This is a genomic window from Pseudomonas putida (assembly GCF_001976065.1).
In the GTDB taxonomy this organism is placed as follows: domain Bacteria; phylum Pseudomonadota; class Gammaproteobacteria; order Pseudomonadales; family Pseudomonadaceae; genus Aquipseudomonas; species Aquipseudomonas serbica.
Genome location: NZ_MNAH01000003.1, coordinates 738,024 through 760,833, shown reverse-complemented (window position 1 = coordinate 760,833; position 22,810 = coordinate 738,024). Strand labels below are relative to the sequence as shown.

At 59.4% G+C, this 22,810-nt stretch carries 24 protein-coding genes; 13 read left to right on the top strand and 11 right to left on the bottom strand.

Annotated features, from left to right (window positions below):
- Positions 1–2: 2 nt before the first annotated feature.
- Positions 3–1,010 carry an RNA polymerase sigma factor RpoS gene (rpoS, locus tag BKX96_RS14740; protein ID WP_046816537.1) on the top strand — a complete coding sequence of 336 codons (1,008 nt, stop codon included), beginning with the start codon at positions 3–5 and terminating at the stop codon, positions 1,008–1,010.
- Positions 1,011–1,471: 461 nt separating this feature from the next.
- Here rpoS and fdxA read toward each other — a convergent pair whose 3' ends face one another.
- Both fdxA and mutS read right to left on the bottom strand, forming a co-directional pair.
- Complete coding sequence (gene fdxA, locus BKX96_RS14735; RefSeq protein ID WP_046816538.1) at positions 1,472–1,795, bottom strand: ferredoxin FdxA; 324 nt, start codon at positions 1,793–1,795, stop codon at positions 1,472–1,474.
- A 142-nt stretch (positions 1,796–1,937) separates the two neighbouring features.
- Complete coding sequence (mutS, locus tag BKX96_RS14730; RefSeq protein WP_046816539.1) at positions 1,938–4,517, bottom strand: DNA mismatch repair protein MutS; 2,580 nt, start codon at positions 4,515–4,517, stop codon at positions 1,938–1,940.
- A gap of 203 nt (positions 4,518–4,720) precedes the next feature.
- Here mutS and BKX96_RS14725 point away from each other — a divergent pair, with 203 nt between their 5' ends.
- The 6 genes from BKX96_RS14725 to recX all read left to right on the top strand — a co-directional run bounded on the left by BKX96_RS14725 (position 4,721) and on the right by recX (position 8,924).
- Positions 4,721–5,455 carry a LexA family transcriptional regulator gene (locus BKX96_RS14725; protein WP_046816844.1) on the top strand — a complete coding sequence of 245 codons (735 nt, stop codon included), beginning with the start codon at positions 4,721–4,723 and terminating at the stop codon, positions 5,453–5,455.
- 144 nt (positions 5,456–5,599) lie between these two features.
- Positions 5,600–5,950, top strand: a complete 351-nt coding sequence (locus tag BKX96_RS14720) for a phage holin family protein (RefSeq protein ID WP_077184422.1) — start codon at positions 5,600–5,602, stop codon at positions 5,948–5,950.
- 189 nt (positions 5,951–6,139) lie between these two features.
- A complete protein-coding gene (locus BKX96_RS14715; RefSeq protein ID WP_046816541.1) occupies positions 6,140–6,697 on the top strand; it encodes a glycoside hydrolase family 19 protein in 558 nt (185 codons plus the stop codon).
- Between the two features lie 108 nt (positions 6,698–6,805).
- Positions 6,806–7,306 (top strand): CinA family protein, encoded by a 501-nt coding sequence (locus BKX96_RS14710; RefSeq protein WP_077184530.1) that lies wholly within the window; start codon positions 6,806–6,808, stop codon positions 7,304–7,306.
- Positions 7,307–7,389: 83 nt separating this feature from the next.
- Positions 7,390–8,448: a recombinase RecA gene (gene recA / locus BKX96_RS14705; RefSeq protein WP_008060630.1), complete on the top strand. Its 1,059-nt coding sequence runs from the start codon at positions 7,390–7,392 to the stop codon at positions 8,446–8,448.
- 8 nt (positions 8,449–8,456) lie between these two features.
- Positions 8,457–8,924 carry a recombination regulator RecX gene (gene recX, locus BKX96_RS14700; RefSeq protein WP_046816542.1) on the top strand — a complete coding sequence of 156 codons (468 nt, stop codon included), beginning with the start codon at positions 8,457–8,459 and terminating at the stop codon, positions 8,922–8,924.
- A 40-nt stretch (positions 8,925–8,964) separates the two neighbouring features.
- Here recX and BKX96_RS14695 read toward each other — a convergent pair whose 3' ends face one another.
- Positions 8,965–10,083, bottom strand: coding sequence for an LOG family protein (locus BKX96_RS14695; RefSeq protein ID WP_077184419.1), 1,119 nt, complete (start codon positions 10,081–10,083; stop codon positions 8,965–8,967).
- Between the two features lie 480 nt (positions 10,084–10,563).
- Between BKX96_RS14695 and BKX96_RS14690 the strand changes: the two genes are divergently transcribed.
- Positions 10,564–10,758, top strand: coding sequence for a hypothetical protein (locus BKX96_RS14690; protein WP_046816544.1), 195 nt, complete (start codon positions 10,564–10,566; stop codon positions 10,756–10,758).
- A gap of 1 nt (position 10,759) precedes the next feature.
- On the opposite strand, the gene BKX96_RS14685 is transcribed toward BKX96_RS14690, so the two are convergent.
- Positions 10,760–11,182 (bottom strand): PA3611 family quorum-sensing-regulated virulence factor, encoded by a 423-nt coding sequence (locus tag BKX96_RS14685; protein WP_046816545.1) that lies wholly within the window; start codon positions 11,180–11,182, stop codon positions 10,760–10,762.
- A gap of 186 nt (positions 11,183–11,368) precedes the next feature.
- Between BKX96_RS14685 and BKX96_RS14680 the strand changes: the two genes are divergently transcribed.
- The 3 genes from BKX96_RS14680 to BKX96_RS14670 all read left to right on the top strand — a co-directional run bounded on the left by BKX96_RS14680 (position 11,369) and on the right by BKX96_RS14670 (position 13,420).
- Positions 11,369–12,112, top strand: coding sequence for a tRNA-uridine aminocarboxypropyltransferase (locus tag BKX96_RS14680; RefSeq protein ID WP_046816546.1), 744 nt, complete (start codon positions 11,369–11,371; stop codon positions 12,110–12,112).
- Positions 12,113–12,331: 219 nt separating this feature from the next.
- On the top strand, positions 12,332–12,982 hold the full coding sequence (gene erdR / locus BKX96_RS14675; RefSeq protein ID WP_034149864.1) for a response regulator transcription factor ErdR: 651 nt from the start codon (positions 12,332–12,334) through the stop codon (positions 12,980–12,982).
- 75 nt (positions 12,983–13,057) lie between these two features.
- The gene (locus BKX96_RS14670) at positions 13,058–13,420 is read left to right on the top strand and encodes a diacylglycerol kinase (RefSeq protein ID WP_034149863.1); all 363 of its coding nucleotides are present in this window, start codon (positions 13,058–13,060) and stop codon (positions 13,418–13,420) included.
- Here the strand turns inward: BKX96_RS14670 and BKX96_RS14665 are convergent.
- Positions 13,417–14,343 carry a LysR family transcriptional regulator gene (locus BKX96_RS14665; protein ID WP_046816547.1) on the bottom strand — a complete coding sequence of 309 codons (927 nt, stop codon included), beginning with the start codon at positions 14,341–14,343 and terminating at the stop codon, positions 13,417–13,419. The two genes, BKX96_RS14670 and BKX96_RS14665, sit on opposite strands and share 4 nt — an antisense overlap.
- A gap of 139 nt (positions 14,344–14,482) precedes the next feature.
- Between BKX96_RS14665 and fpr the strand changes: the two genes are divergently transcribed.
- The gene (gene fpr, locus BKX96_RS14660) at positions 14,483–15,262 is read left to right on the top strand and encodes a ferredoxin-NADP reductase (RefSeq protein ID WP_008054100.1); all 780 of its coding nucleotides are present in this window, start codon (positions 14,483–14,485) and stop codon (positions 15,260–15,262) included.
- A gap of 130 nt (positions 15,263–15,392) precedes the next feature.
- Here fpr and tsaA read toward each other — a convergent pair whose 3' ends face one another.
- The 6 genes from tsaA to rimO all read right to left on the bottom strand — a co-directional run bounded on the left by tsaA (position 15,393) and on the right by rimO (position 20,499).
- A complete protein-coding gene (gene tsaA, locus BKX96_RS14655; protein WP_077184528.1) occupies positions 15,393–16,091 on the bottom strand; it encodes a tRNA (N6-threonylcarbamoyladenosine(37)-N6)-methyltransferase TrmO in 699 nt (232 codons plus the stop codon).
- Between the two features lie 168 nt (positions 16,092–16,259).
- Complete coding sequence (locus tag BKX96_RS14650) at positions 16,260–17,030, bottom strand: SDR family oxidoreductase (protein ID WP_046816548.1); 771 nt, start codon at positions 17,028–17,030, stop codon at positions 16,260–16,262.
- Positions 17,031–17,239: 209 nt separating this feature from the next.
- The gene (locus BKX96_RS14645; RefSeq protein ID WP_046816549.1) at positions 17,240–17,710 is read right to left on the bottom strand and encodes a YehS family protein; all 471 of its coding nucleotides are present in this window, start codon (positions 17,708–17,710) and stop codon (positions 17,240–17,242) included.
- Between the two features lie 74 nt (positions 17,711–17,784).
- Positions 17,785–18,495: an rRNA pseudouridine synthase gene (locus BKX96_RS14640; RefSeq protein ID WP_046816550.1), complete on the bottom strand. Its 711-nt coding sequence runs from the start codon at positions 18,493–18,495 to the stop codon at positions 17,785–17,787.
- Positions 18,496–18,575: 80 nt separating this feature from the next.
- Complete coding sequence (locus BKX96_RS14635) at positions 18,576–19,049, bottom strand: GNAT family N-acetyltransferase (RefSeq protein ID WP_077184416.1); 474 nt, start codon at positions 19,047–19,049, stop codon at positions 18,576–18,578.
- A gap of 112 nt (positions 19,050–19,161) precedes the next feature.
- Entirely contained in the window at positions 19,162–20,499 is a 1,338-nt protein-coding gene (gene rimO, locus BKX96_RS14630; RefSeq protein ID WP_008052161.1) for a 30S ribosomal protein S12 methylthiotransferase RimO, read from the bottom strand.
- 289 nt (positions 20,500–20,788) lie between these two features.
- Here rimO and BKX96_RS14620 point away from each other — a divergent pair, with 289 nt between their 5' ends.
- On the top strand, positions 20,789–22,690 hold the full coding sequence (locus BKX96_RS14620) for a potassium transporter Kup (protein WP_046816552.1): 1,902 nt from the start codon (positions 20,789–20,791) through the stop codon (positions 22,688–22,690).
- Positions 22,691–22,810: the final 120 nt, after the last annotated feature.

Genomic DNA, 22,810 nt, shown 5'->3' with positions numbered 1-22,810 from the left:
CAATGGCTCTCAGTAAAGAAGTGCCGGAGTTTGACATCGACGATGAGGTTCTCCTAATGGAGACCGGCATCGGCACGGATTCGATGTCGAATGATGAAGGGGCGGCTCCACCTTCCGTTCGTGCCAAATCCAAACACTCCGCGACATTGAAGCAACATAAGTACATCGATTACACGCGTGCACTTGATGCCACGCAGCTGTACCTCAATGAAATCGGCTTTTCCCCTCTACTGTCCCCCGAAGAAGAAGTTCATTTTGCGCGCCTGTCGCAAAGTGGTGATCCGGCCGGGCGCAAACGCATGATCGAAAGTAACCTGCGGCTGGTGGTGAAAATCGCCCGACGTTACGTCAATCGGGGGCTGTCGCTACTCGACCTGATCGAAGAGGGCAACCTCGGCTTGATTCGGGCGGTGGAGAAGTTCGACCCTGAACGCGGCTTCCGCTTCTCGACCTACGCAACCTGGTGGATTCGTCAGACCATCGAGCGCGCGATCATGAATCAGACCCGGACCATCCGGTTGCCGATCCATGTGGTCAAGGAGCTCAACGTGTACCTGCGGGCTGCACGGGAACTGACGCAAAAACTCGATCATGAACCCTCACCCGAAGAGATCGCCAACCTGCTGGAAAAACCGGTAGCAGAGGTCAAGCGCATGCTCGGCCTCAACGAGCGGGTTTCTTCGGTCGACGTCTCGCTGGGTCCGGATTCGGATAAAACCCTGCTGGACACCCTGACCGACGATCGCCCAACCGATCCATGCGAGCTGCTGCAGGATGACGACCTGTCTCAAAGCATCGATCAGTGGCTCTCGGAGTTGACCGACAAGCAACGCGAGGTGGTTGTACGCCGCTTCGGCCTGCGCGGTCACGAGAGCAGCACCCTTGAAGATGTAGGCCTGGAGATTGGCCTGACCCGGGAACGGGTCAGACAGATTCAGGTAGAAGGTCTGAAGCGCCTGCGTGAGATCCTGGAGAAAAACGGGCTGTCGAGCGAGTCGCTGTTTCAATAAGCCATTCGTTAGTGCTCAGTGAAAAGCCCCGACTGGTTCGGGGCTTTTTGTTGTTGGGCGATAGCGCAGCTTTGTAGCTTCACGGTGTAAGTCATCGCTTACTCTTTTCGTAAGTGTTCACTATTTTTACAGGTTGGCAGTCGACCATATTGTTTAGAGGTCAGTCCTATCTATTTGAAAAGCCAGTAAGTTTTTTAATATGAAGGGGATGTGACAAGCCATCCTGGCCGAGGCGGGCGATTGCTCCTGACGCTAAACACTCTAGTATCGGTGATGTGTCTACGGACAGACACACTCCTCATGGACGAGGGGGAAAGGACATCGCAGGAAGCGATTCATCAGGATGATGAAAAAGGAATACAGGGAATAGGGAAAAAGTGGGCGGGTCGAACCGCCCCTTTTTTTGCCTGCAGAAAAGCAAAAAGGCCCTTGTGAGGCCTTTTTCGGGAACGCGGGGATAATCAGCGTTCGAGGTGTTCGATCTTGCCTGGCTTGCCATCCCACTCGGCAGAGTCGGGCAATGGCTCTTTGCGTTCGGTAATGTTCGGCCAGATTTCAGCCAGCTCAACGTTCAGCTGGATGAAGTTTTCCATGCCTGCAGGTATTTCATCTTCGGAGAAGATGGCCACAGCCGGGCATTCAGGTTCGCACAGTGCGCAGTCGATGCACTCATCCGGGTGAATCACCAGGAAATTCGGGCCTTCGTAAAAGCAGTCCACCGGACAGACTTCTACGCAGTCGGTGTACTTGCACTTGATGCAGTTGTCGGTGACGACGAAGGTCATTTCTAATTTTCTCCTCAGGCGCGGCTTGCTGCGCCCCTTCACATAGGGGTCGCAAGGTTTGGGAGCGATAGTCTGCAAGCCAGGCTAATAGCCAGCAGCATCCCAAACCGCGCGAGATTCTAACAGCTTGCAAGCCAGTGCGTTAGACCCGTGTCTTTAGTGTATAGAGCATTTCGAGTGCGCGCCGTGGCGTCATGTTATCCAGATCGAGTCTGGCCAGTTCATCCAGCACCGGGTGTGGCAGGCTGGCGAACAGGTCGCTTTGCTGCGGCGCGGCTGGTTTGCCTTTGGTCGGCGCAGGCGCTTCGTGGGGCAGGGCAGTGTCTTCCAGCCGGCTCAAATGCTCACGGGCACGCGTGATCACTTCGTTCGGCACGCCGGCCAACTGCGCAACCGCCAGGCCATAACTCTGGCTGGCTGGCCCTGGCAGTACATGGTGCAGGAACACGATGCGTTCGTTGTGCTCGGTGGCATTGAGATGCACGTTGGCCACCAACGGCTGGGCTTCCGGTAGCACCGTCAGCTCAAAATAGTGGGTGGCGAACAGCGTGTACGCCCGCAGGTGCGCCAGGCGCTCCGCCGCTGCCCAGGCCAGGGACAAGCCGTCGAAGGTGCTGGTGCCGCGCCCGACCTCGTCCATCAGCACCAGGCTGCGTTCGGTGGCGTTGTGCAGGATGTTGGCGGTTTCGCTCATCTCGACCATGAAGGTCGAGCGCCCACCGGCCAAGTCGTCGCTGGAGCCGATCCGGGTGAAAATCCGGTCGACCAGGGACAGCTCGCAGCTGGCGGCCGGGACGAAGCTGCCGATGTGCGCCAGCAGCACGATCAACGCCGTCTGCCGCATGTAGGTGGATTTACCGCCCATGTTCGGACCGGTGATCACCAGCATGCGGGTATTGTCGTCGAGGCTCAGGTCGTTGGCCACGAACGGGGTGGTCAATACCTGTTCAACCACCGGGTGGCGACCCTGGCTGATGCGCATGCACGGCTCGCTGACAAAGCGCGGGCAGTTCAGGTCGAGGTTCAGCGCCCGTTCGGCCAGGTTGCTCAGCACATCAAGCTCGGCCAGCGCGGCCGCCGTGTCCTGCAGCGGTGGCAACTGGGCGATCAGGTCTTCGAGAAGTGCTTCGTACAGCATCTTCTCGCGCGCCAGGGCACGGCTTTTGGCGGACAGTGCCTTGTCTTCAAAGGCCTTCAGTTCCGGCGTAATGAAGCGCTCGGCACCTTTGAGGGTCTGGCGACGAATGTAATCGGCGGGTGCGGATTCGGCCTGCTTGCTCGGCAGTTCGATGAAGTAGCCGTGGATGCGGTTATAGCCGACTTTCAGGTGAGACAGGCCAGTGCGGGCTTTTTCCCGGGCTTCGAGGTCGATCAGGAATTGCCCCGCGTTCTCGCTTAGCGATTGCAGCTCATCGAGCTCGCTGTCGTAACCGGTTTTCAACACGCCGCCGTCACGGATCACCGCAGGCGGGTTGTCGATGATGGCTTTTTCCAGCAATGCCGCCAGCTCCGGATAGGTGCTGGTGGTGGTTGCCAGTTGGTTGAGGTGTGGCGCTTCCAGCTCGGTCATTGCCGCTTGCAGTTGCGGCAGCGCGCCGAGGGCATCCCGCAGGCGAGCGAGGTCTCGTGGGCGGGCGTTACGCAGGCCGATCCGGGCGAGAATGCGCTCGATGTCGCCGATTTCCTTGAGCTGCGGTTGCAGCTTTTCGAAACGGTAGCCGTCCAGCAGGCAAGTGATTGAGGTCTGGCGCGCCAGCAACACGCTCAAGTCACGCAGCGGACGGTTCAGCCAACGGGTCAGCAGGCGGCTGCCCATGGCGGTCTGGCAGCGATCGACCACCGATTGCAAGGTGTTGTCGCGGCCACCGGCCAGGTTGGTGTCCAGTTCCAGGTTGCGGCGGCTCGCACCGTCCAGCACTACCGTATCGTCCAGGCGTTCATGGCGCAGGCTGCGCAAGTGCGGCAGGGCGGTGCGCTGGGTTTCCTTCGCATAGGCCAGCAGGCAGCCGGCTGCGCCGATGGCCAGGGTCAGGTTTTCGCAACCGAACCCTTTCAGGTCCTGGGTAGAGAATTGCTGGCACAGACTCTTCAGCGCCGAATCGCGCTCGAAGTCCCAGGGTGCCCGACGACGAACGCCACGACGCTTCTCGGCCGGCAGATCCTTGGGCCAGTCATCCGGGATCAACAATTCCACCGGATTGACGCGCTCCAGTTCCGCCAGCAGGTTTTCCCAGCCCTTGATCTCCAGCACGCTGAAGTTGCCGCTGGTGATGTCCAGCACCGCCAGGCCGAACAGGCGCTCATCCCCCAGCACGGCAGCGATAAGGTTGTCCCGGCGCTCATCGAGCAGGGCCTCATCGCTCACCGTGCCCGGGGTGATGATCCGCACCACCTGACGATCCACCGGACCTTTGCTGGTGGCGGGATCGCCGACCTGCTCGCAGATCACCACGGATTCGCCCAGTTTCACCAACTTCGCCAGGTATCCTTCCGCCGCATGGTAGGGAATACCGCACATCGGGATAGCCTGGCCAGCCGACTGCCCGCGAGCGGTCAGGGTGATGTCGAGGAGCTTGGCGGCCTTCTTCGCGTCTTCATAGAAGATCTCGTAGAAGTCGCCCATGCGGTAGAACATCAATTGGTCAGGGTGCTGGTTCTTCAGGCGCCAGTACTGCTGCATCATCGGCGTGTGCGAGGACAGGTCGGAGAGGGCTTTATTCATCGGATTGCCAGGAAAACTCGTTCAAAAGGTGTGGGGCAAAAGCGGGCATTGGCACGGCTTTTCCGCGATGGGCGCAAGGTTACCATGGGCAGTCTTGTCGACGCAGGCATCCACGGCCGGGTGACGCCTTAATTGATGACTCATGCATGGGCTATGCAAATAAGCATTTGTCGCGGCAAAAAACTTCGAGCAATATGCGCATTATGCAAAAACGCAATGTTTCGACCGTTTTACGAGCGCTGCTCGATCAGCACGGTATCTCCCCCACGGAGCTACACCGTCGTACCGGCGTGCCTCAATCCACGCTCTCGCGCATCCTCGGCGGGAAGATCGTCGATCCTTCGGATAAACACATTTCGAAGATCGCCGATTACTTCGCGGTAAGTACCGATCAACTGCGCGGCCGTGCGGTTATCGCGCCGACGATCAGTGCCCGGCGTGAAGCCGCGCATTCTCAGCTCACCGACATCAGTCTGTGGGACGATGACACCCCCATCGATGACGACGAGGTTTCGGTACCTTTTCTTCGTGAGGTTGAATTGGCTGCAGGATCAGGAAGATTCGTCATCGAAGAGAGCGAGCGCGCCAGCCTGCGCTTTGGCAAGCGCAGCCTGCGTCATAACGGTGTGCAATTCGACCAGGCCAAATGCGTGACGGTACGCGGCAACAGCATGCTGCCCGTGTTGCGCGACGGCGCCACGGTGGGGGTCAACGCCGGCAAACGGGGGATTGGCGATATCGTCGATGGCGACCTGTATGCCATCAACCATAACGGCCAGTTGCGGGTGAAACAGCTGTATCGACTGCCGACAGGGATTCGCCTGCGCAGCTTCAACCGCGAAGAGCACCCCGACGAAGACTATTCCTTCCTGGAGATGCAGGAGGAGCAGATCCTTATCCTCGGCCATGTGTTCTGGTGGGGCATGTACGCTCGTTGATCTTTCGTGTACTTGCCTCGCACCTGCCTGGACTGCATTTCTTGCGTGTTAAAAAATGCATTAGTGCATTGACTGTATATGCATCCATGCATAATCTTGGGCCTGCCCGTTAACATCGCACCCCAAACATCCTGGAGGCCCGGCATGACAAACGAGCAACAATTGTTGTTGGACCTGCCGATCTGGCTTGTCGTCACGCTTGCAGTGGTCAGCGGGGTGTCCGGGGAAATGTGGCGCGCCGACAAGGAGGGCGCCCGTGGCTGGTCGCTGCTGCGACGAGTGGCCCTGCGCTCCGGGGCCTGCATGGTCTGCGGTGTCTCGGCAATGATGCTGCTGTACGCCGCCGGGATGTCGATCTGGGCCGCTGGCGCCTTCGGGTGCCTCACGGCGATAGCCGGGGCCGACATGGCCGTTGGTTTGTACGGGCGCTGGGTGGCCAGGCGCATCGGTATAGAGGACGGGCCGCAGCGCGATTCTCGCTCCGACCAACAGTGAATCGGTGTCGCTCTGCTCGCTGGCATGAGCGCGGCGCAGCGCGACACAACACGGCGCAACAATTGCTGGCGAGGCTTGCGCGGGGCAGATCTGTAATCTTGCGATCGGGGCACGGTGTCCAACACGCTGAAGACGGAATTCCACCAACCTCACCTTGCCAGTCTCATGCATCAATCAAAGGAGCGAGCGATGCGCCTCACCGAGCAACAGTTACTCATGATTTTTCCAGTCGCCCGCACTCGGGCGGGCGTGTTCATCCTGGCCCTCAATGACGCCATGGCACGTCGTAATATCAATACTCCGGTGCGCACTGCCGCCTTCCTGGCGCAAATCGGCCACGAGTCGGGGCAGTTGCAGCATGTGCGGGAGTTGGGCAGCGAGAAGTATTTCGAGAAATACGATGCCGGGGTCCTGGCCAGGCGCTTGGGCAATTCCCCTGGCGACGGTCAACGCTACCGGGGCCGTGGTCTGATCCAGGTCACCGGCCGTAGTAATTATCTGCAATGCAGTCGGGCACTGTTTAGTGATGAGCGCTTGTTGCAACATCCCGAACTGTTGGAGCTACCACAGTGGGCCGCTGAGTCCGCCGCCTGGTTCTGGGAGCGAAACGGCCTTAATGAACTGGCCGACGGCGATGAGTTCAACAGTATTACCCGACGGATCAATGGGGGCTTGAACGGGCTGCAGGATCGGTTGCTGCTTTGGGAACGGGCAAAGGCGGTGTTATGCCCGCCTGCAAGTCTGTGAGGCCTGCGTCAGAGCGGTTGCCCGCTCACATTTTGATCGGTCCTGTCACTTGCAAGCGCTACTCGCTCGTGTACGTTAGGCCCCATTCCGCTCGATCAGGAGATGACCGTGAAAGAAATCACTCAGCTGGCCGCTGAACTCGGCAGGCGCCTACAGGTTCTCAATGCCCACGTCACCGCCGCAGAGTCCTGTACGGGCGGCGGTATCAGCGAGGCGATTACCCGGATACCGGGTAGCTCGGCATGGTTCGAGGCCGGTTATGTCACCTATTCCAACCGACAGAAGACGCTTCAGCTGAATGTCCCGACCGAATTGTTTTCAACGGTGGGGGCGGTCAGTCGGGAAGTGGTCGAGGCCATGGTCCGTGGAGCACAGGAAAAGAGCAGTGCACGTTTTGCCGTGGCGGTCAGCGGAGTGGCAGGGCCGGACGGCGGTTCGCCAAACAAGCCGGTGGGCACCGTCTGGTTGGCGTGGGGTGTCGACGAGCAGGTGTTCAGCGAGGTGCAGCACTTTGCCGGTAACCGCGACGAGGTTCGCCGACAAACGGTGAAGGCCGCGCTAGAGGGGCTGCTGCGTCATGCCGCGGGAGAAATCTCAAATCAGGGGTAGGCGATCCGCAAACGCTGTGGAATAATACTGTCTACTTATACAGGTGTTGGCCGTCAGGCCTTATTGATTACGTGAGGACTTTAATGGACGACAACAAGAAGAAAGCCTTGGCTGCGGCCCTGGGTCAGATCGAACGTCAATTCGGCAAGGGTGCCGTAATGCGTATGGGCGATCAGGACCGTCAGGCGATCCCGGCCATCTCCACTGGCTCTCTGGGTCTGGACATCGCTTTGGGCATTGGCGGTCTGCCAAAAGGCCGCATTGTTGAAATCTACGGTCCTGAATCCTCCGGTAAAACCACACTGACATTGTCCGTGATCGCCCAGGCTCAGAAAGCCGGCGCGACCTGCGCATTCGTCGATGCCGAGCACGCCCTGGATCCTGAGTACGCCGGCAAGCTGGGCGTCAACGTCGACGACCTGCTGGTGTCCCAGCCGGACACCGGTGAGCAAGCCCTGGAAATCACCGACATGCTGGTGCGTTCCAATGCGGTTGACGTGATCATCGTCGACTCCGTGGCGGCGCTGGTGCCGAAGGCTGAAATCGAAGGCGAAATGGGTGACATGCACGTGGGCCTGCAAGCCCGCCTGATGTCCCAGGCGCTGCGTAAAATCACCGGCAACATCAAGAACGCCAACTGCCTGGTGATCTTCATCAACCAGATCCGCATGAAGATCGGCGTGATGTTCGGCAGCCCGGAAACCACCACCGGTGGTAACGCGCTGAAGTTCTACGCCTCGGTGCGTCTGGACATCCGTCGTACTGGCGCGGTGAAAGAAGGTGATGAAGTCGTCGGTAGCGAAACCCGCGTCAAGGTTGTCAAGAACAAGGTGGCTTCGCCGTTCCGCCAGGCCGAGTTCCAGATTCTTTACGGCAAGGGCATCTATCTCAATGGCGAGATGATCGACCTGGGTGTTCTTCACGGGTTCGTTGAAAAATCCGGTGCCTGGTATGCCTATAACGGCACCAAGATCGGCCAGGGTAAAGCCAACTCGGCCAAGTACCTGGCGGATAACCCGGATATTGCCGCAACGCTCGAGAAGCAACTGCGTGACAAGTTGTTGTCTCCAGCTTCGGTAGCAGACGCCAAGGCTTCTGCGGTCAAAGAGACTGAAGACGATCTGGCTGACGCTGATATCTGATTGATCCGATGACCGCCGTACTCGATACCCTCGTCGCGGTGCGGCGAACCGCAATGGACCTGCTCGCACGACGCGAGCATGGTCGAGTCGAGCTGACGCGTAAACTGCGTCAGCGCGGCGCTCTCCCCGAAATGATCGAAACAGCACTCGACCGATTGACGGAAGAGGGTTTGTTGTCCGAATCCCGCTATCTTGAAAGTTTTGTTTCCTACCGCGCCCGTTCTGGCTATGGGCCGTTACGCATTCGTGAAGAATTGAGCCAGCGCGGCCTGCAACGTAGCGACATCGAACTCGCCTTGCGTGAGAGCGGCATCGACTGGCAGGAGCAATTGCAAGACACCTGGCGGCGCAAATTTTCCGGGCAATTGCCGATAGACGCCCGTGAGCGTGCCAAGCAAGGCAGGTTCCTGGCGTATCGGGGATACTCCATGGAAATGATCAGCCGCTTGTTCAGCGGTCGAGGGATGGACGATTGACTAAAACGGCTCGCTATTTCAATAGCGGGCCGTTTTTGCCTCACGAAACCTTTAATGACTCTCGAGTATGCTGCTGCACAGTTGACTGGTTTTGCGCCCAGTTTTCCGCCAGGTTGATGTAATCCACCAATTCGCGCAGCCGCCCATGATTACGGGCCGTGAAGGTGAAGGCCAGTCGCGCCAGGTGACTGAACTGTGCTTCGTTGTGCTCCTCGCCGTTGTAGGCATGTTGATGGAATTGATCGCTCAGGCACAGGTCGGCGAATGCCTCCTGCATGTGCTCGAGAGCCTGGTCACTGAGCTTGTGGTTCATGCGAATCACGAACTGATGCTTGAGCCAGCGGCTGGAGTGGTAATTGCTGTAGAACTGGTTGATCTGCTCCACCGCTTCTTCGGCACTGTAGACCAGCTTCACCAGCTTCATGTCGGCGGGCAGGATGTAGCGATTTTCCTCCAGTTGATGGTGGATGAAGTCCAGCGCCCCTTGCCAGAATTTGCCGCCCGGCGCATCCAGCAGCACCACGGGCACCAATGGGCTTTTACCCGTCTGGATCAGCGTCAGTACTTCCAGCGCTTCGTCCAGGGTGCCGAACCCGCCCGGACACAACACCAGTGCGTCCGCTTCCTTGACGAAGAACAGCTTGCGGGTGAAGAAAAAATGGAAGGGCAGCAGGTTGGTCGTGCCCTGGACGGTCGGGTTGGCATGTTGCTCGAAGGGCAGGGTGATGTTGAATCCCAGACTATTAGCAAGTCCTGCGCCTTCGTGGGCCGCGGCCATGATGCCGCCTCCCGCACCCGTGATGACCATCATGTCCGAGCGCGCCAGGGCGGCGCCCAGTTCTCGGGCGAGGCCATACAAGGGGTGTTCCACTGGCGTGCGAGCGGAGCCGAAAACAGTGACCTTGCGTCGCCCCTTGAATTGCTCCAATACACGGAACGCATGCTCGAGTTCGCGCAGGGTTTGCAGGGTTATCTTGGCATTCCAGCGGTTGTGGTCTTCCTGGGCCATGCGCAGCACGGTCAGGATCATGTCGCGGTAGATCGGAGTGTTCGGGCTATTGGGTGAAACCAGGTTAAGTTGTTCTTCGACCTTGCTGATGAGGTCGTGGCCGCTTTCTTCAAAATGACGGCTCAGGAGGTCATTCGGTTGGTAAGGCATTCAACTTCTCCTTCTGCACAGAGCCATCGGCTTCGACAATTCACCGTCAACGCCACGACACGTCATGTGTCGCTGTCTGCCCAGGCCCATGCCTGGGCGATCCACTTGACCCGATCGGCGATCGAGTCATCCATACCGGCTCTGTCTTTCCCTTGGATGAAAGAAACGTTCGCATAGCGCAAGACCTAACGGGCGGCCCTTTTTCCTGCTCTGACAAATGAACGTGGATACCTGAAATCTAGACCCTCGCGGTTATTCGTGCCTTGATCATTGCGCCGCAAAGTCTTTCCTGGCAACCGTTTATTGACGATTTGCAAGGTGGTTTCACCGCTCGTCAGAACCCGCCCCGGGCACTCTGCACTCTGATTTACTTAGATACAGGTATTACACGACAACTTCGCGTCAAGGGCAGGGCGCAGGTACAAGCGGTTCAAGGATTTTTTCGCTCATCACGAGTGAAGTGCAGGGAGCTGGCAAGCCATGGCCAGGGTCATTCTGGAGATCGATACGCAACTGTATCGATTGCTGAAGTCATCAGCCGAGATCCATCATCTGAGTCTCGAGGAGGAGTGTTGCCGGCGTCTTATGGACGCGGAGCGGCGCTCACGCTATTTGCAGGCGTTGGTGGCGGAACTGCGCGCCGAGGATGAACAGCGGCGCGCCAAATCTCACTGACTCACTTTTTCTTCTGGGTTGCTTTCGGGCAATCCGATTCCTTATAGCTGGCAGAGCCGACCGCACGGTTGGTCTTTACTTCGGTGAAGTCGTAACGCATGACCGCGCCCTTGGCCATCAGCTTGCGGTAGGACGGGTTGTTGCATACCGACGCGCCAAGCTGGAAGTACACGGCCTTGGGATCGGCGCGCATCTTGTTGGCGTGACTGCTTTGCACGCTCAGATGATTGATCAGCACATTGCCTTCGACCGTGTAGCCCTGATCGAGAATGTCTTCATTGATCGCCCGTGGAGTGCCGACGCTGCTTTGCGCGGCGACGTTTCGCAGCTCTCTGTTCAGATTCTGCTCACTCAAGGACGCAGCCTGGGCGTTGAAGGACGACGCCAGCAGAATGGCAGCGGTGGGAACGATAAAGCGCAGCATGAAACTCTCCTGGGGCAGTGATGGGGGTTTGACCCACCACATGACTGTGCGTTCAGTGGCGGCGAATTATAGGGGAGCAGGCCTGGACGGTACAGGTTTGCACGGGTAGGTCTGGTAAACTGCCTGCTCTTTCTCCCTGCGAGTGTTTTTCGTGTCGATCTCTTTTTCCTGCCGGCGTGGCTTGCAATGAACCATGCCCCCAACGCCGTTGCCCGTCTGCGCGACCAGCGCGAAGAGGAAGGCATCAAGCCGATCCAGGCCCGTGGCTGGCGGGCGACCCGCTGCCGCGCGTGCCGCGTGATCGAGAGTCACTGCCTGTGCGCCTGGCGCCCGCAGGTCGAGACTCGCTCCGGGGTATGCTTGATCATGACCGGCAAGGAAGTGTTCAAGCCCAGCAACACCGGCTGGCTGATTGCTGATGTGGTGCGTGACAACCATGCCTTCATCTGGTCGCGTACCGAGGTCGATCAACAACTGCTGGCGTTGCTCTGCGACCCGCAATGGCAGCCTTATCTGGTCTTCCCGGGTGAATATGTCGCGCCCGAGCGGGTGACTCACTGCGTGGCAGTCGATCACACCCGACGCCCGCTATTCATTTTACTGGACGCGACCTGGACAGAAGCCCGGAAGATTTTCCGCAAAAGCCCCTATTTCGACGCGCTTCCGATTCTCAGCCTGTTGCCCGAGAAGCTCTCCCGTTATCAGCTGCGCCGCTCTACTCGCAGCGAACACCTGTGCACCGCGGAAGTCGCGGCGTTGTGTCTTGATCTGGCGGGCGATGTAGAGGCGGCGTCGGCACTCGACGCTTATTTCGATGTGTTCAGCCAGCATTACCTCGATGCCAAGCGTCAGCTGGAAATGAATGTTTCGACGCCGGCGCACACCGAGTTGCTGGCCTATGTTCAGCCAGCCGGGGTATTGATGGACTGATTGTCGCCAATGCTGCAATAAAGTGTGCCGGCCATGTCGCTTGACCACCCCGGTTTCGCTGGGCATGCTTGGCGCCGATTAGGGTGCGGCCAGAGTTTGAAACGCCGTTTTTTGCGTTGAACGTGCCCTGTTGGTGCAGCTCCGTGGCTGTTACCTTGAGTTGTTTTGGTGAGTCCCGAATGCATCGGGCATCCCATGAAAAACAGGATCATTTGAAAAATGGCCACATACGAAATCCTGATTGCCGATGACCATCCGCTTTTTCGTTCCGCCCTGCATCAAGCGCTGACCCTGGGCCTGGGCCCGGATGTGCGCCTGGTAGAAGTGGCGAGCATTGCCGAACTGGAGACCCGCCTGACCGAAAAGGCAGACTGGGACCTGGTGCTGCTGGATCTGAACATGCCGGGTGCGTACGGTTTTTCCGGGTTGGTGCTGTTGCGCGGCCAGTATCCGCAAATTCCTGTGGTCATGGTTTCGGCCCAGGAAGAAGCGACGATCATGGTGAAATCCCGCGAATTTGGTGCAAGCGGTTTCATACCCAAGTCCAGCGACCTGAGCGTTATCCAGAAAGCGGTGCGCGCGGTGCTCGATGGCGATGTGTTCTGGCCACCGCAGGCGTTCGAAGCCGTCAGCGTTTCCGATGAAGCCAAGGCGGCCAGTGAAGGCCTTGCCAGCTTGACTCCGCAACAGTTCCGGGTGCTGACCATGGTCTGCGAAGGGTTACTGAACAAGCAGATTGCCTACGAGCTGAGCGTTTCCGAAGCGACCATCAAGGCTCACGTAACCGCGATTTTTCGTAAGCTGAATGTGCGCACCCGCACCCAGGCGGCGCTGCTGCTGCAACAACTTGAGTCAATTTCAAGCCATTAAGCGCTGGCATCTTCACGCTTTTTTGACTTTGGTTGATCTAGCTTTCTCACTCCTTTTTTGGTCAGTTCCTACTCTATGTCACCTTTCAAAGGCCAGACCGGCCTGAAACGTATCCTCAATGCCTCCGGTTACTCGCTGGACGGCCTGCGTGCAGCTTTCACCGGTGAAGCCGCTTTTCGGCAACTGGTGTTGCTCAACGTCATTTTGATCCCGCTGTCGTTCTTCTTGAACGTGAGTCGTGTCGAGCAGGCGTTGCTGATTGCGGTCTGCCTGCTGGCGCTGATCGTCGAGTTGCTCAATTCTGCCGTGGAAGCGGCCATCGATCGCATTTCCCTGGAATTGCACCCGTTGTCGAAAAACGCCAAGGACATGGGCAGCGCCGCCCAATTTGTGGCCTTGACCATGATCGCGCTGGTTTGGGCGGTGATCCTGCTTTAAGCGATCGCTGGCAGGACGATCTCGTCGCTGCGTTGCACCCCGGCGGTGAACGCGCGGCACAGGTCGAGGAATTCACGCATCGCCGAGGTCTGGTACTTCTGCTTGTGCCAGATGAAATAGAACTGTCGCGCCAGGTCCAGGTCCGGAGTTTCCACCGCGACCAGGCTGCCGCGACGGAAAGCATCCCGCAATGCCAGTCGCGAAATGCAGCCTATCCCCAGGCCGGATTCCACGGCGCGCTTGATGGCTTCGGTGTGTTCCAGTTCGAGGCGGATATTGAGCGCACTACGGTGATGGCGCATAGCCTGGTCGAACGTCAGGCGCGTGCCTGAGCCTTGTTCGCGCAAGATCCAGGCTTCGTGGCTCAACTCCTCCATGCTCGCGGTACCGCGTTTGGCCAGCGGGTGCTGCGGCGCGCAAAAGACCACCAGCTCATCTTCGACCCAGCTTTGCACTTCGATGTCCGGGTGGCTGCAATCGCCTTCGATCAGACCCAGGTCAATTTCGTAGTGGGCAACCTGTTGCACAATATTGGCGGTGTTCTGCACGTGCAGCTTTACCTGGCTTTCCGGGTGGCGCTGCATGAAGCCGCCGATCAACAGGGTCGCGAGGTAATTGCCGATGGTCAGGGTTGCGCCCACCGCCAATGAGCCGAAACCGGATTTGCCATTGAGCAGGTCTTCGATCTCCTTGGCCTGGTCGAGCAAGGCCACCGCCTGGGGCAGTAGCTGTTTACCCAGGGCGTTGAGGCTCAGCCGCTTGCCAGCGCGATCGAACAGCTGGCAGCTGCACTGGCGCTCCAGTTCGGTGATTGATGTGCTCGCCGCCGACTGCGAGAGGTTAAGCAGGCCCGCAGCACGGGAAACGCTTTCCTGCTGGGCGACGGCAACGAACACTTGAAGCTGACGGAGAGTAAATCGCATATCGATATAACCGATAACCCTTATCTTAATAATCCAGTTAACAGATATTGTCGGCGCTATTAGAATGCGATGCAATTGCGCACCGCCGGTCTCTTCCAGAAAGAGCAAGCGCAGACCCAATCTCCAGGAGTCCCCGTACATGAGCAACATGAACCACGAGCGTGTCCTCAGTGTTCATCACTGGAACGACACTCTGTTCAGCTTCAAGTGCACCCGTGATCCGGGCCTGCGCTTCGAGAACGGTCAGTTCGTGATGATCGGCCTGCAACAGCCCAACGGCCGCCCGCTTATGCGCGCTTACTCGATTGCCAGCCCGAACTGGGAAGAGCATCTCGAGTTCTTCAGCATCAAGGTGCCTGATGGTCCGCTGACTTCCCAGCTGCAGCATCTGAAGGAAGGCGACGAGATCATCATCAGCAAGAAGCCTACCGGCACGCTGGTGCTGGATGACTTGAAGCCTGGCAAACATCTGTACCTGCTCAGTACCGGTACCGGCCTGGCGCCGTTCATGAGCGTCATCCAGGACCCGGAAACCTACGAGCGTTTCGAAAAAGTGATCCTGTGCCACGGCGTGCGTTACGTCAATGAAGTCGCCTACCGCGAGTTCATCACCGAGCACTTGCCGCAGAACGAGTTCTTCGGCGACGCCCTGCGTGACAAGTTGATCTACTACCCGACCGTGACCCGCGAGCCGTTTGAGAACGAAGGTCGCCTGACCGACCTGATGCGCAGCGGCAAGCTGTTCAGCGACATCGGCCTGCCACCGATCAACCCGCAGGACGACCGCGCCATGCTGTGCGGTAGCCCGAGCATGCTCGACGAGACCAGCGAAGTGCTGAACAGCTTCGGCCTGAAGGTTTCGCCGCGGATGCGCGAACCGGGTGATTACCTGATCGAGCGTGCGTTCGTCGAGAAATAAGCACCAGTAACTGCTTTTGTTTTACCTGTGGGAGCGAGCCTGCTCGCGATGGGGGAGTGTCAGTCGACATCAATGTTGGCTGTCACACCGCAATCGCGAGCAGGCTCGCTCCCACAGTCGTTTCTGGTGTTCAGCCCTTTGCGGGAATGACTTCGAGCACGCGGATCTGCTCGGGGCACGGATAATGCCAGCGCACATCCACATCCCAGAATTGCGCACCGTATTCCCGTTCCGGCACAGGCGTCTGGTACGCCGGGCGCGGATCTTGCGCCAGGCATTGCTCGATCAGTTCAACCAATGGCTCTTCAAGGCGCTGGGCATGCCCGTGAGCCTGTTGCAGGGCCGACTTCGTCCACTGTACGGGAATCAGTTGTGGCGCGGCGCTGGCGATGCTGTTGGTGGCTGTGTCGATGATGTCGGCGTAGGGCACGTAGGGTTTGATATCGAGGATCGGTGTACCGTCCAGCAGGTCGATCCCGGATATCCACAGGCGATCGGCTTCGACCTTGTCCAGTTTGACCACTGACTGGCCAATGCCGTTAGGTCGGTGGGTGGCGCGGGTGGCGAACACGCCCATGGATTTGTTGCCGCCAAGGCGCGGAGGGCGGACTTTGAGCCGTGGTTTTTCCTCCAGGGCCTGGTGGAACAGGAACAGCAGCCACACGTGGCTGACCTGCTCCAGGCCCTGCACTGCATCCCCTTGATCGAACGGTGCCACCAGTTCCAGTACGCCACGGGCGGCCGGGGCCAGTTGCGGTTGGCGCGGAATGGCGAACTTCTCCTTGAAGCAGGAGTGTACGAAGCCGATGGGGGAAACGCTGTAGGTCATGGTTTGGGGTCGAGGCAGAATTAAGGCGCGCATGATAACCCGTTCGACCAGCATTCAGTTGTGCCTGTGCCGGCCCCTTCGCGAGCAAGCCCGCTCCCACATTTGATATAGGGTACACAGGAGATCAGTGTGGGAGCGGGCTTGCTCGCGAAGGCCGTAACGCCGATTTCAGAGGCTAAACCCACCGTCCAGCGGAATGATGTTCCCGGTCATGTACGCCCCAGCCGTACTCGCCAGGCTGATCGCCAGCGCCGCCATTTCTTCCTCGCGTCCCCAGCGCTTCATCGGGATCAACGCGGTGTCCTGCGCCAATGCCTGCTCGTCATGGCCGATGTGCTGGGTCATCTTGCTCGGAAAGCGCCCCGGGGCGATCACGTTGACGTTGATGTGCTGGCTCACCAGTTCCCGCGCCAGAATCCGCGACAGTTGATGCAAGGCTGCTTTGCTCGGTCCGTAGGCATACGCCTGTTCGCCGAAGGATGAAATCCCGGCGACTGAACCGATATTGATGATACGTGCCGGGTTCGCGGGCGAACCGGCCTTGCGTAACAGCGGCAGAAATTGCTGGATGCAGTTGAATACGGAAGTCACATTCAGCTGCATGACCTTTTCCCAGCCCTTGATCGGGTAGCTTTCCAATGGCGCCCCCCACGTGGTGCCGGCGTTGTTCACCAGAATATCGAGGTGGGTCATCTGCTCGCCCAGGCGCGTGGCCAGTTGCTGCACGCCTTCTTCAGTCGCCAGGTTGGCGGCCACGGCGTGACAGCGTCCGAGCGCGCCGAGCTCATCGGCGGTTTGCCGGCAGGCTTCGACATCGCGGGCACAGACGTAAACGGTGGCGCCAGCCTCGACATAGGCCTTGGCGATCATTTTGCCGATGCCGCGGGTTCCGCCGGTCACCAATGCGGTGCGGCCTTGCAGGGAAAAGTAGGAATGCATGGCGAATCCTGAAGACAGAAGGTCATTACACCCTAGTCGTCAGTCGCAGGAAGCGGAGCCATTATTTTTGCGCGGAATGGGAAGCCATACGGCCGGACGTCGACCCCTGTAGGAGCTGGCTTGCCAGCGAAGGGCCCGAGAGCCTTGCGGCGATCAACCAGCCGCCTTCGCTGGCAAGCCAGCTCCTACATGGGCGATCAGCGTCGAGGTTATTGCGGGCGCACACGCAGGGTCAGGCCCTTGAGGAAGTTGCGCAGCAGCTGGTCGCCACACGGGCGGTAGTTGGTATGGCCAAACTTGCGGAACAGCGCGCTCAACTCAGGTTTGGAGACAGGGAACTCGGCGGCCTTGAGGATCGCGTGCATGTCGTCTTCTTTCAGCTCGAAGGCCACGCGCAGCTTTTTCAGGATGATGTTGTTGGTCACCGGCACTTCGATTGGCTGCGGTGGGCGGCTTTCGTCCTTGCCGCGCTTGAAGATCACCAGGCCGTCGAGGAAATGCGCCATGACTTCGTCCGGGCAGCGTACGAAGCCTTCTTCGTCTTCCTCTTTCTTGTCGAGGTAGGTCAGCAGGTCCGGCAAGGTCACGTCCATGCCGCCGAGCTTGATGATCTCGATGACTTTCTTGTCACTGATGTCGAGCATGTAGCGCACGCTGCGCAGTACGTCGTTATGAATCATGGTGTGCAATCCTGATATTCAGCAGTGGGCGCCGCATAGCCGTGGCGCCAGAATGTGTGGCGGCGTGAGAAGCCTTAGAACTTCTCTTTGCCGGACAGGTAGCGCCATTGCCCAAGAGGCACCTTGCCAATGGACACGCCGCCGATACGGATGCGACGTATGCCCACGACCTTCAGGCCGACGGCCTGGCAGAACAGGGCGATCACGCCCGGTTGCGGGTTCTTCATGGCGAAGCGCAGACGGTTTTCGTTCTGCCAGCTGGCCTTGACCGGCGGCAGTTCCTTACCCTTGTAGGTCAGGCCGTGCTGCAGGCGATTGAGGCCATGCTCAACCATGTTGCCTTCGACTTCGACCACGTATTCCTGCTCGATCTTGCTGGAGTCGGCGGTGAGCTTGCGCAGGATCTTCCAGTCCTGGGTGAACACCAGCAAACCGCTGGCATTGGCCTGCAGGTCGGTGCTGGCGGTCAGGCGCTGGAAATGGCCCTTGAGCGGGCGCTTGCCGTAACGGTGCTCCTCGCTCAGGGTTTCGGCGCTGATGGTCGCCATGGCGCTTTCCACGTCCATGCCCGCGGGCACGTTGAGCAGGATGGTCACTGGCTCCGGCGCGGTGGCCTTGGCGTCCTTGTCCAGCTCGACTTTCTGGTCGGCGACTTTGAACTGCGGCTCGTCGACGACTTCGCCGTCGACGGTGACCCAGCCGCCCTCGATGAACAGCTCAGCCTCCCGACGGGAACAGCCGACGAGTTCGATGAGGCGTTTGGAGAGACGAATCGGGTCAGTCATGACAGGGCCGTAACAAAAAAGGGGTGGGCATTGTACCTGCCTGGCGCCGGTTAAGCCCGGTTCCATTTGTGGGAGTTGTGTCAGCCGTGGTGTGAGCGCTGCTGATTCTGCCGCAACCGCATGTGCAACAGCGGATACGGCTGCCCCATGCCATCGACCTCCGAACGCCCGATCACCTCGAAGCCCTGCTTGAAGTAAAACCCCAGGGCTTGCGGGTTCTGTTCGTTGACGTCCAGTTCATCGGCATTGAGATTTTCCAGGGCGTAGCGCAGTAAGCGCTTGCCAAGGCCCTGGCCGCGGTGCGCCGGGTCGATGAAGAGCATCTCGATCTTGCCCGCCGCGACGCCGGCGAACCCGGTGATTCGCTGCTGCGGGTCTTTGGTGCAGATCAGCATTACCGCGTCGAGGTAGCGGGTCAGCACCAGGTTCTTCAACAGTTCGATGTAGCTGTCCGGCAGAAAATCGTGGGTAGCACGGACCGAGGCCTCCCAGACCCGGGTCAGTTCTTCGTAGTCGCTTTGTTTCGGTGTATGAATGACCGAATGTTGGTGCATGCCAGCCTGCCCCTTGGGTTGTTGGAGATGAGAATCCGTTCCTCTCCAAACGATAGCCGTAAAAAAGCCCCGCATCTCGTCAAGAGAGCAGGGCTTTTCGTATTTTTTGCGTTTAGATCTGTTCAGCCCACAGGTCGTATTCGTCGGCGTCGGTCACTTTGCACCAGACTTTGTCGCCCGGCTTCAAGTTGCTGCCGTTGTCGATGAACACGTTGCCGTCGATTTCCGGGGCATCGAAGAAGCAGCGGCCGACCGCGCCTTGCTCGTCGACTTCATCGACCAGCACTTCGATTTCACGGCCGATGCGCATTTGCAGGCGCGCCGAGCTGATGGCCTGCTGGTGCGCCATGAAGCGCTCCCAACGGTCCTGCTTGACGTCGTCCGGGACGACTTCCAGGTCCAGGTCATTGGCCGGGGCGCCTTCTACCGGCGAGTACTGGAAGCAGCCGACGCGGTCGAGCTGGGCTTCGGTCAGCCAGTTCAGCAGGTACTGGAAGTCTTCTTCGGTCTCGCCGGGGAAGCCGACGATGAAGGTCGAGCGGATGATCAGGTCCGGGCAGATTTCGCGCCAGTTCTTGATCCGCGCCAGGGTCTTGTCTTCGAACGCCGGGCGTTTCATCGACTTGAGCACTTTCGGGCTGGCGTGCTGGAACGGGATGTCCAGGTACGGCAGGATCTTGCCGGCGGCCATCAGCGGGATCAGTTCGTCGACGTGCGGGTACGGGTAAACGTAGTGCAGGCGCACCCAGACACCGAGGGTGCTGAGGGCTTCGCAGAGTTCGGTCATGCGGGTTTTCACCGGCGCGCCGTTCCAGAAGCCGGTGCGGTACTTCACATCGACGCCGTAGGCGCTGGTGTCCTGGGAGATCACCAGCAACTCCTTGACGCCGGACTTGACCAGGCGCTGGGCCTCGTCGAGTACGTCACCGACCGGACGGCTGACCAGCTTGCCGCGCATCGATGGGATGATGCAGAAGCTGCAGCTGTGGTTGCAGCCTTCGGAAATCTTCAGGTAGGCATAGTGGCGCGGGGTCAGCTTGATGCCTTGTGGCGGCACCAGGTCGATCAGCGGGTTGTGATCCTGGCGCGGCGGCACGACTTCGTGCACGGCGTTGACCACTTGCTCGTACTGCTGCGGGCCGGTCACGGCCAGCACGCTCGGGTGCACGTTGCGGATGTTGCCTTCTTCGACGCCCATGCAGCCGGTGACGATGACCTTGCCGTTTTCCTTGATGGCTTCGCCGATCACTTCCAGGGACTCGGCCTTGGCCGAATCGATGAAGCCGCAGGTGTTGACCACCACGACGTCAGCGTCCTGATAGGTGGACACGACGTCATAGCCTTCCATGCGCAGCTGGGTCAGGATGCGCTCGGAGTCGACCAGTGCTTTGGGGCAACCCAGGGATACGAAGCCAACTTTAGGATTGGCAGGCGCAGGAGTGGTGGACATGTCTAACCTCGGTATTTGTGACGCCTCCAGCCGAAGACGGCAAGGCGACAGACGGGCGCCATGTTGCGCCTCTGGTCAAAAAGTGCGCAATTCTATCGATGGCGGACGCAGTTGACCAGCTTTATGCAGGGAAATACGACGAGTGCTGCGCTATGCTTCGCGCCGTTGGGCTTTACCGATTTTTTACAGTCAACGAAACGTCTGTAACAGCAAGTAAAACAGCGCATGCTGCATGACAAAGCATAGTGCTTCTTCATAGAAGCCCAGGTCTGGGTAGTAGGAGTGGTGGATGGGTCAGGCAAGTAGTCAGGCTGAGGGTGCCGGTCACTCGGCGGCCAAGCCTATTGGCATGCTGGTCGCGGCGGTCGGGGTGGTTTATGGCGATATCGGCACGAGCCCGCTGTACACCCTCAAGGAAGTGTTTTCGGGGGGCTATGGCGTACCGGTCAACCATGATGGCGTGCTGGGCATTCTGGCACTGATCTTCTGGTCGCTGATCTGGGTCGTGTCGATCAAGTACATGATGTTTGTCCTGCGCGCCGACAACCAGGGCGAAGGCGGGATCATGGCCTTGACCGCGCTCGCCCGGCGGGCGGCGGCAGGGCATGCGAAATTGCGCACGCTGCTGGTGGTCTGCGGGCTGATCGGTGCGGCGTTGTTTTATGGCGACAGCATGATCACCCCGGCGATTTCCGTACTCTCGGCCATTGAGGGCCTGGGGCTGGCCTTCGACGGCATCGACCACTGGGTGGTGCCGCTGTCGCTGGTGGTGCTGGTAGGGCTGTTCCTGATCCAGCGTCACGGCACCGCGCGCATCGGCATCCTGTTCGGGCCGATCATGGTCACCTGGTTCGTGGTGCTCGGGGCATTGGGTGTCCATGGGATCATCCAGCACCCAGAAGTGCTGCAGGCGATGAACCCGGCGTGGGGCGTGCGCTTCTTCGTCGTGCACCCGGGCATGGGCGTTGCGATCCTTGGCGCGGTAGTGCTGGCATTGACCGGTGCCGAGGCGCTGTATGCCGACATGGGCCACTTCGGCCGCAAGCCGATTGCCCGTGCCTGGTTCATCCTGGTGCTGCCGGCGCTGGTGCTCAATTATTTCGGCCAGGGGGCGCTGCTACTGGGCGATCCGGAAGCCGCACGTAACCCGTTTTACCTGCTGGCGCCAAGCTGGGCGCTGATTCCGCTGGTGGCGCTGTCGACCCTGGCCACGGTGATCGCTTCCCAGGCGGTGATTTCCGGGGCGTTCTCCCTGACCCGCCAGGCGATCCAGCTCGGCTACATACCGCGCATGCACATCCAGCACACCTCCAGCGCCGAGCAGGGCCAGATCTACATCGGCGCGGTGAACTGGGCGCTGATGGTCGGCGTGGTGCTCCTGGTGCTGGGTTTCGAATCCTCCGGTGCCCTGGCCTCGGCCTACGGCGTGGCGGTGACCGGGACCATGCTGATGACCAGTATCCTGGTGTCGGCGGTGATACTGCTGTTGTGGAAGTGGCCACCGGTGCTGGCGGTGCCTGTCCTGTTGGGCTTCCTGCTGGTGGACGGAGTGTACTTCGCCGCCAACGTGCCGAAGATCGTCCAGGGCGGTGCGTTCCCGGTGATTGCCGGTATCGCGCTGTTCGTGTTGATGACCACCTGGAAGCGCGGCAAGCAGCTGCTTGTGGAGCGAATCGACGAGGGTGGCCTGCCGCTGGAGATTTTCATCAGCAGCATCGCCGTGCAGCCGCCGCACCGTGTGCAGGGCACGGCGGTGTTCCTCACCGCGCGCCCGGACGCCGTGCCCCACGCGCTGTTGCACAACCTGCTGCATAACCAGGTGCTGCACGAACAGGTGGTGCTGCTGACGGTGGTCTACGAAGATATCCCGCGCGTGCCGGCGAGCCGACGCTTCGAGGTTGAATCCTACGGCGAAGGCTTCTTCCGGGTGATCCTGCATTTCGGTTTCACCGACGAGCCGGACGTGCCGAAAGCGCTGAAACTGTGTCATCTCGATGAGCTGGACTTCAGCCCGATGCGCACCACGTACTTCCTCAGCCGCGAGACGGTCATCGCCTCCAAGCTCGAAGGCATGGCCCGCTGGCGCGAGGGGTTGTTCGCGTTCATGCTGCAGAACGCCAACGGCAATTTGCGCTTCTTCAATTTGCCGCTGAACCGGGTGATTGAACTGGGGACGCAGGTAGAAATGTAAGCCGATAAAAAAGCCCCCGTTGCCTTGCGGCAGCGGGGGCTTTTTTGTGTACATTGCCTGAAGGCGACAACGATCCAGAATGTGGGAGCGGGCTTGCTCGCGAAGACGGACTGACAATCG